This window comes from Prosthecobacter debontii, assembly GCF_900167535.1.
GTDB classification, from domain to species: domain Bacteria; phylum Verrucomicrobiota; class Verrucomicrobiia; order Verrucomicrobiales; family Verrucomicrobiaceae; genus Prosthecobacter; species Prosthecobacter debontii.
The window spans coordinates 1-7,030 of the sequence record NZ_FUYE01000037.1; the positions used below are offsets into that span (position 1 = coordinate 1).

7 protein-coding genes and 1 pseudogene are annotated in these 7,030 nt (G+C 56.8%); 3 read left to right on the forward strand and 5 right to left on the reverse strand.

What is annotated here, in order from left to right; all coding sequences use genetic code 11:
• A partial coding sequence (locus tag B5D61_RS25295) for a transposase (protein ID WP_139373149.1) occupies positions 1–345 on the forward strand: 345 nt, incomplete at its 5' end.
• A gap of 80 nt (positions 346–425) precedes the next feature.
• On the opposite strand, the gene B5D61_RS25300 is transcribed toward B5D61_RS25295, so the two are convergent.
• The gene (locus tag B5D61_RS25300) at positions 426–617 is read right to left on the reverse strand and encodes a hypothetical protein (RefSeq protein ID WP_078816220.1); all 192 of its coding nucleotides are present in this window, start codon (positions 615–617) and stop codon (positions 426–428) included.
• A gap of 40 nt (positions 618–657) precedes the next feature.
• Positions 658–1,341: a hypothetical protein gene (locus B5D61_RS25305; RefSeq protein ID WP_078816221.1), complete on the reverse strand. Its 684-nt coding sequence runs from the start codon at positions 1,339–1,341 to the stop codon at positions 658–660.
• A gap of 386 nt (positions 1,342–1,727) precedes the next feature.
• Between B5D61_RS25305 and B5D61_RS25310 the strand changes: the two genes are divergently transcribed.
• Positions 1,728–2,420, forward strand: a complete 693-nt coding sequence (locus B5D61_RS25310) for a hypothetical protein (RefSeq protein WP_078816222.1) — start codon at positions 1,728–1,730, stop codon at positions 2,418–2,420.
• A 111-nt stretch (positions 2,421–2,531) separates the two neighbouring features.
• Here the strand turns inward: B5D61_RS25310 and B5D61_RS25315 are convergent, their stop codons facing one another.
• From B5D61_RS25315 to B5D61_RS25985, 3 genes are all read right to left on the reverse strand, one after another.
• Positions 2,532–4,274: a cation:proton antiporter gene (locus tag B5D61_RS25315; protein WP_078816223.1), complete on the reverse strand. Its 1,743-nt coding sequence runs from the start codon at positions 4,272–4,274 to the stop codon at positions 2,532–2,534.
• 208 nt (positions 4,275–4,482) lie between these two features.
• Positions 4,483–4,641 (reverse strand): hypothetical protein, encoded by a 159-nt coding sequence (locus B5D61_RS26555; RefSeq protein ID WP_217699073.1) that lies wholly within the window; start codon positions 4,639–4,641, stop codon positions 4,483–4,485.
• Positions 4,642–4,760: 119 nt separating this feature from the next.
• Positions 4,761–5,042: a hypothetical protein gene (locus tag B5D61_RS25985; RefSeq protein WP_176159676.1), complete on the reverse strand. Its 282-nt coding sequence runs from the start codon at positions 5,040–5,042 to the stop codon at positions 4,761–4,763.
• Between the two features lie 1,296 nt (positions 5,043–6,338).
• Here B5D61_RS25985 and B5D61_RS25320 point away from each other — a divergent pair.
• Positions 6,339–7,030 (forward strand): annotated as a pseudogene (locus B5D61_RS25320) (hypothetical protein); the annotation flags it as partial.

Here is a 7,030-nt window from a genome sequence, read left to right on the forward strand (position 1 = left end):
GAGCGGGCGCAGGTTGGAGAACTGGCGCAAAAGCTTCAAGAGGTAACCGGAGAGAAGGTGGAGTTGGCCTATGTGGATCAAGGTTACACAGGAGAGCAGCCCGCCGAAGCTGCCCAAACAGAGGGCATCAGGCTGGAAGTGGTGAAACTTCAAGAAGCCAAGAAGGGCTTTGTGCTACTGCCCAGGCGCTGGGTGGTAGAGCGCTCATTTGCTTGGTCAGCGCGGTTCCGGCGTCTGGCAAGAGACTATGAACGCTTGACGACCTCCCTGGCGGGCATCCACTGGCTGGCCTTTGCCGTGCTGATGCTTAACTCCCTCTTCTCAAGAGTTCATAACACGCTCTAAGACTCCCAGACGATCAAAAAAAGGCGGCCCAACACTCAGTGCTGGGCCGCTAAATCCTGTGACGGACGTTGGAGAGCTGTTTATTCCGTCACCGTGGTGACCTGAGTCTGCACAATCCCATCGGGATAACGACGGTAAATCGTTTCCTTTTGTTCAGTGCGGATGGTCATGGTCTGCGGAGGTTCATCCACGACGACCTCCGTTTCACAACTGACCAACGGAAGCATCGCAGCAGCAGCCAGAGCGCCACGAATCAAAGAGAGGGTTTTCATAACAAAGAAGGTGTTGAAGTATTGCTGAGAGGGAGATGGACTATTCATCATCGTCGTCATCATCATCGAGCGGGATGACGGTCGTGGTGGTTTCCGTGCGGACACGGGTTTCTGGCACCACCACAGGGGCGGTGGCAGCACGGCGCACGACGACGCGTGAGGCGATCACGCGATCTCCATCACGATAGGAATAGATGGTCACGGGCAGGCCGGAGCGAACGGTCTCGATCGAGACGGGATTCCCAGCCTCATCCACATAGGTGGTGGTCTCGGTGGAGCTGTAACGCACAGGGTCCACAGCGCCGTCGGTGCGAACGAGGATCCCATTGGGACCGAAGTCAGAGATCACCCCGGACGAGTTCGTGGTGGTCACGGTTTCTTTCGTCTGCACGGTGCCGGCAGCGGTGGTGGTCTTGCGCACGACCACTCGCGAGGCCACCTGGGCATCACCCACGCGGTCATAATAGACCGTCACCGGCACACCCGAGCGGATCACCGAGGTGGAGACGGGGGCACCGTATTCATCCACATAGATGGTGTCTGGCGTGGCGGAGTAGCGCAGGGGTACGGTCTGGGTGCCGGATGAGATCACCAGGGCCTCAGGGCCATAGTCCGAGATCACGCCCTCGGCGTGGATGGTGGTCTGGGCCTGAATCCCGCTGCTGAAGAGCAGAAGGGCACATGCGGCCATTGACCCGAAAGCGGGGGCTAAAAAGGATTTCATGAGATGTTTTTGGTTTCAGAGTTGGTTAGCGAAAAGGGGAGGCTGAGGCAAAAGCGCCTTTCACCGGTATATCGCGAAAATGCCAAGATCTGCGTGTGTACATGGCTTACCGGCACCGGATAGCCACGGCGTCTGGGCCCCTGATCGTCAAATCACTGGAGCGAAAATGGATCGCGGTGCGGCGATCCCTCGTATCCGAATACGATAAGAAATTTAGAGTTCCTGAGTGCTCAGTATGTCAGGTGGACGCATAAAGAACAAAAAGTGTCGGTCTAGTCATGATTTTTATATTGACGAGTGATCGATCTCTAGCTGAATTTATCCTAATCCTACCTGAACCCGTGCCTCACACGGCGAAGAGAGGACACTCATCAACCAACCTGACCATGCTGAAAAAGACATTCACATCCCTTGCTTGCCTCCTGCTGGCTGCCGCTTCTTACGCCGGTGAAGCCGCTCCTGCCAAAGAACCCGTCGCTCCAACGATCGCTCCCGAACCCGAAGAGATTTCCTATTCGAACTTCTCTCTCGCCTACGGCTATCAATCCGCCGACTTCCTCGGCCAGGACGTTGATGCTCATGGCATCGTCGCAGGTTTGGAGTTCTCTCCGGTGAAGCATCTCTACTTCGCTCTCAACGGCGGTTGGAGCAATGTGGAGCTGGATCTGGGGGGTCTCGGACTGGGCGTCAATGACGCTGATTTCGACTACTGGACCGTCAATGTCGGTGTGGGTGGCTACATCCCTCTGACCCGTAACATTCACTTCGTCACGGAAGTGGGTGCCAGCTACGCCAGCCTCGACATCAATGATTTCGGTGCCAACTTCAACCTCGATGAAGACTGGGGCGTGTATGTGTCCCCACACTTCCGCGCCAAGTTCGGTATCGTGGAAACTCACCTGGGCGTGACCTACAACAGCAATGATGTGGTGCCTGCGGAATACAATCTCTTCCTCCGCCTGTTCGTGGAAGTGGCTCCCCATGTGGACCTCTTCGTCAACGGCAGCCTCGGCCTGGAAGAGCAGGAGTTCTTTGACGACGTCTTTGGCGTTCAGGCCGGCGTTCGTGTTAAATTCTAAGTTGGTTTGAAGGCTCGCGCCTTCAATCGCTTGGTTGCTGAAGCGTGCATGGGTTCACGGTCCATGCACGCTTTTTTGTGCCCTTGTCAGATCATCTGAAAGTCGAACTAGCTATGACGCCGAGGGCGGCGTAAAAAACTCCTTGCGGATGCGCTCGCTCTCACGGTCGATCTGCTCACGCGTGGCATTGAGCTTTTCCAGAATGTATTCTGTGATGGAGAGAGCCACCTCCCCTTCCCCCGAAAAGACGCTGTTGGCCCCGGCATGCGCCAGTGCGTGCGCCTCCCGCAGATAAGCGGTGCGGGCCAGGATCTGGATGTCGGGATTCAGCTCACGGGCTTCACGAATGAGGTCTTTCCCCTCCAGGCCGGAGGCGCTTAAAACCAGCACCCGCGCCTGATCGATGCCCGCCTGTTTCAGCGTCTCGGGATGCGTGGCATCGCCATAGATGGCATGCGTGCCCTCCGCCTTCAGCTTCTGCACCGTATCCACATTCATCTCCAGCACCACGGGCACGATGTCGTTATCCCGGAGCAGCCGCGCCACCGTCTGTCCCACAGGACCATACCCCACGATGATGGCATGATGCTGGGCATGTTTATCCGTGATGGCGTCCTCCGCGTTCCCCTTTGACCTAACCAAAAGCTTTTTCAAAAATGGCACCCGCAGCAGCCAGCGCTCCAGCGGCACCACGGAGCGATAAAACAAAGGCGTCAGGGTGATCGAGACAATGGCGGTGGCCACCAAGGCATTGAAGGCCCCCTCGGACACCACCCCCAGGTTCCGCCCCAGCGTGCCCACGATGAAGGAGAACTCGCCAATCTGCGCCAGCACCGCGCCCACATACAAAGCCGTGCGCAGCGGGTAACGCAGCAGCAGCGTAATGAGGATCGCCGCCAGCGGTTTGCCCACGATGACGATGCCCACCGTGACCAAGACTAGGCCCGGGGCCTCCAGCATGGCTTTGAAATCAAACAGCATGCCCACCGAGACAAAGAACAGCACGGCAAAGGCGTCCTTCATCGGCAGCGCATCCGTCGCCGCACGCGTGCTGAACTCCGACCGCGCCACCACCATGCCCGCCAGGAAGGCCCCCAGCTCCATGGACACGCCGAAGAGCTTCGCCGCCCCCACGGCAATGCCCAGGGCAATCACAAGCACGGCCAGTGTAAACAGTTCCCGAGACCCCGTGCGGGCGATGTAGTGCAACAACCGTGGGATGGCCCAGCCCCCGACGATAAACGTGAAGGCCACGAGCGCACAGATTTTAACCGTCGTCCAGAGCATCGCCCAGGCCAGACCACCGCTCGCGGCAGCCCCCGTAGCCTCCCCCGCATTGCCAAACACCGCGGGTAGAAGCACCAGCACAAACACCGTGAACAAATCCTCCACCACCAGCCAGCCGATGGCGATGTGCCCCACCGGTGTATGCAGATGATTGTTATCCACCAGCACACGCGTGAGCACCACCGTGCTGGCCACGGCGATGGCCATGCCAAACACCGCCCCCTCCTGCCAGGTCCAGCCAAAGAAATGCAGGATCACAATCGCCAAGCCCGTGGCTGTGGCGCTCTGCACCAGCGCTCCTGGGATAGCAATGCGCTTCACCGCCAGCAACTCCTTGAAATGGAAGTGCAGCCCCACGCCGAACATCAGCAAGATCACGCCGATCTCTGCCATCTCCTTAGCCAGGTCCTTATGCGCGACAAAGCCGGGGGTGTTCGGGCTGACCAGGATGCCCGCTAACAAATAACCCACAATCGGAGAGAGGCCGATTTTCCGGGTCAAAAGCCCCAGGGTGAGTGCCGCCGCAAGGCCGCCGGTCAGGGTAAGGATGAGATCCAAGTGATTCATGGGGGTGGGAAAGAAAGGGTCTTTAGAGACAAACGGCTCCGTCTGTCGGGATGGGCGGCCAGTGTTCACAGCACACCACCGTTAAGAGAAAGGCAAGAGCGTCAAAGCGCCTTGAAAACAGGCCCCAGCGGGGGAACAACCGCCCGCTGGAGCTTCCGCCTCGTCAACGAGGCAGACCCGGTGATCGAAACCACCGCACCCTCATCCTTTACGGATGAGTCTCATCGTTCGAGCTTCCCGAGGCGGAAAGATCAGACTCCGAGTTTTTCGACAAATTCTTGAAGACCTTGAACACCTGCCACACCATCCAGAGTCCAACCAGACCCAGACCGATGCGGAGGATGTCCATGAGTATCGTCGTGCTCACAGAAATCAGATAAGCTTATGGATTGATAGGGATGCATCACCACTCGCTCCCGTTGGCCTTCTGAGACAGAACAGAAGGACATTTCCAGGAGGCTTGAGCGGACCGTCAACGGAGGCAGCTTATCGTCCCGGTGGACCTCGGATCATCCGGCGGCCACACCAGGTCGGCGTGGTCCTCCTGACATCTCCGAGAGACAGCAACAGCCCCACCTGTGGGCACGTCTGAAGAACCAACGATGACCCGCCCTCATACTCCAGGCTGGGTGTGATGGGGGAGAAACCGCGTGCGTGCTCACCTGCGACCCGCAAGATGACTTCACCCCGGGTTTGCTTACTGAAAACCTGCCCCGAATCCTCCGCCCCAGCCACCGGCTGAATCCCAGGCACCAGCAGCAACAGCATCAAAAATGCCGGTAGCTGGAGCAAGCTGAGAGAACGGAAAAAAGGCACTCTATCCCCTACGCGCTCACCGCGTTCCTGTCAAACCGTGAGGGCAAGCCCCCATGCCCACAGCAGCCGGGCTTTGAAACCATTTGGCAATCGCACCGAGGCAATTGAGCCAAGGCAGAGGCGGACGCTTTTGACTCCCTTTGACAGCATGTCCTTTTCGACTTGGCGTATCCGTCAAACGCAGCCCCGTCCCTGGGAGCTTGACAGTTCTGGCTGCATTGAGGCAGCGCAGGTCTTTGCCTGCGGCTGGTTCTGAGCTCTTGGTTCGGCTGCCCAGGCTTTCGGCGTGAGCCGGTGCACGGTCGGATGGGTCTCGGTGGGCAGGCGGGTGAAGAGGTCTGTGAGGCCGGCTCCGGCCTTGATGCCTTCACGGCCGCAGTTGCCCCTCAGCGTGTCGAACACGTCCCGCTCGATCACTCCTCATAACCCTCGCCTCTTGGTTCTTAGAGCGCATCCCTGACCACCTATGACCTCCATGATGCCACCTCCTCCAAAGTCACCCGCGTGACGCTTACGATATACTGGAGCAGGGCGATTTCAGTCTTAATACTGAGAAAATTTGATGCAGACATTTTTCTTATTGCTATAGGTGAAATATGATGGGTTAAAAAGGGGTCTAAATATTCCTTTGTCGATGGCAACACACCCTTGGTATAAAATTTTAGCCTTGGCTTTTTTTTGGGATTTTTCTACCCATGGAGCGCAGGGACGTCTGGAAGTTTTTCTTCCCGTGCTACTGCTAATCTTTCTACTTGATGCACGAGGCGTTAAAACCGGTAATCAAGCTGTCGGGACGTCTTGGGCGGCTTGGCCACTATTTGCATCTTTAGCGGTTTTAGCCGTTGGGGTCACCTATCTATCCACGGAAAAACCAGGAGGTCAAAATCAAGCAGGTGGAGGATGTTCTTCATATCAGGGGTGTGGTGGTAGCCTCGCGGCGAGTGGCTCCAGCGGGAACACTTCAGGGTGCCAATGCCAAAGCAAAACCAAGGCACCTGCGAATGTAAATTATAGACCTGTCCAACGACCATCAGCTCCAAACAGTTCCGTTCCGCTGAAGAGGACATTTAATGGTGCACAAAGTGGCCCAACCAATGCCATCAAGCCAAGGATCCCGACGGCGAGACCTCCTTCGGCGCCCGCTGTGCCTCCTCAAACTCCTCCTGGGCCGAAAACTCAGTCGCCCTCAGCAGCGCCCACGCCGCCCGCTTCATCCCCCGTTAAAAACTAAACGAACCGTTTTAGGTTATGACTTTGCCTCCCCAATGCCTGGTCACAGTTCGGCGAAGCCCTGCTTTGTCACGTCTGAGAGCTTCGCAACTCAGGCGCTGGCTGGCTTTGCTGTTGCTCTTCATCACACCTCTTTCAACGACGCCTCAGCTAAGTGCCGTCAGTATCAGGGCAGCTGAATTCGATCCGGGCACTGGGACTATCTACATCCAATACGAGGATTGGAATGAAAATGGCCAGTTTGATGAAGGGGACGAACTATCGTGGGAATACCCCGGCTACGATAATGACAGTGACGGAGACGGCGTCATGGATCTCCGTGAACAGGCTTGGGGAACCAACATCTACAATCCTGATAGTGATTTTGATGGCATAACGGACGGCGATGAACTGGATCTGCTAGGCGGGCCTAACGAGGGTTACCACCCACTGATGTGGGATAGCAATAGCGATGGCTACAGTGACTATGATCAATTCCACTCCTTTTACGCAGTCAACTATGCCGCACTCGGCGCAGGAAGTTCATATTATGACTGGGATGGTGATGGTGTGCATAATCCTGAAGATTCCAATCCTCTGGATTCGACTTTATGGGATGACTGGGATGGTGACGGGAACAACGGACTTCCTTATGATGGACTCGGTGACTCAGATGGTGATGGTGTCTATGATCTGTATGATTCACATTTAACAGACCCAAGCGTGTGGAG

Bases quoted from the DNA above. Each gene is read 5' to 3' on its own strand.
- B5D61_RS25310 (WP_078816222.1), top strand. From the start codon at position 1,728: ATGCTGAAAAAGACATTCACATCCCTTGCTTGCCTCCTGCTGGCTGCC.
- B5D61_RS25305 (WP_078816221.1), bottom strand. From the start codon at position 1,341: ATGAAATCCTTTTTAGCCCCCGCTTTCGGGTCAATGGCCGCATGTGCC.
- B5D61_RS25315 (WP_078816223.1), bottom strand. From the start codon at position 4,274: ATGAATCACTTGGATCTCATCCTTACCCTGACCGGCGGCCTTGCGGCG.
- B5D61_RS25300 (WP_078816220.1), bottom strand. From the start codon at position 617: ATGAAAACCCTCTCTTTGATTCGTGGCGCTCTGGCTGCTGCTGCGATG.
- B5D61_RS25985 (WP_176159676.1), bottom strand. From the start codon at position 5,042: ATGCTGTTGCTGCTGGTGCCTGGGATTCAGCCGGTGGCTGGGGCGGAG.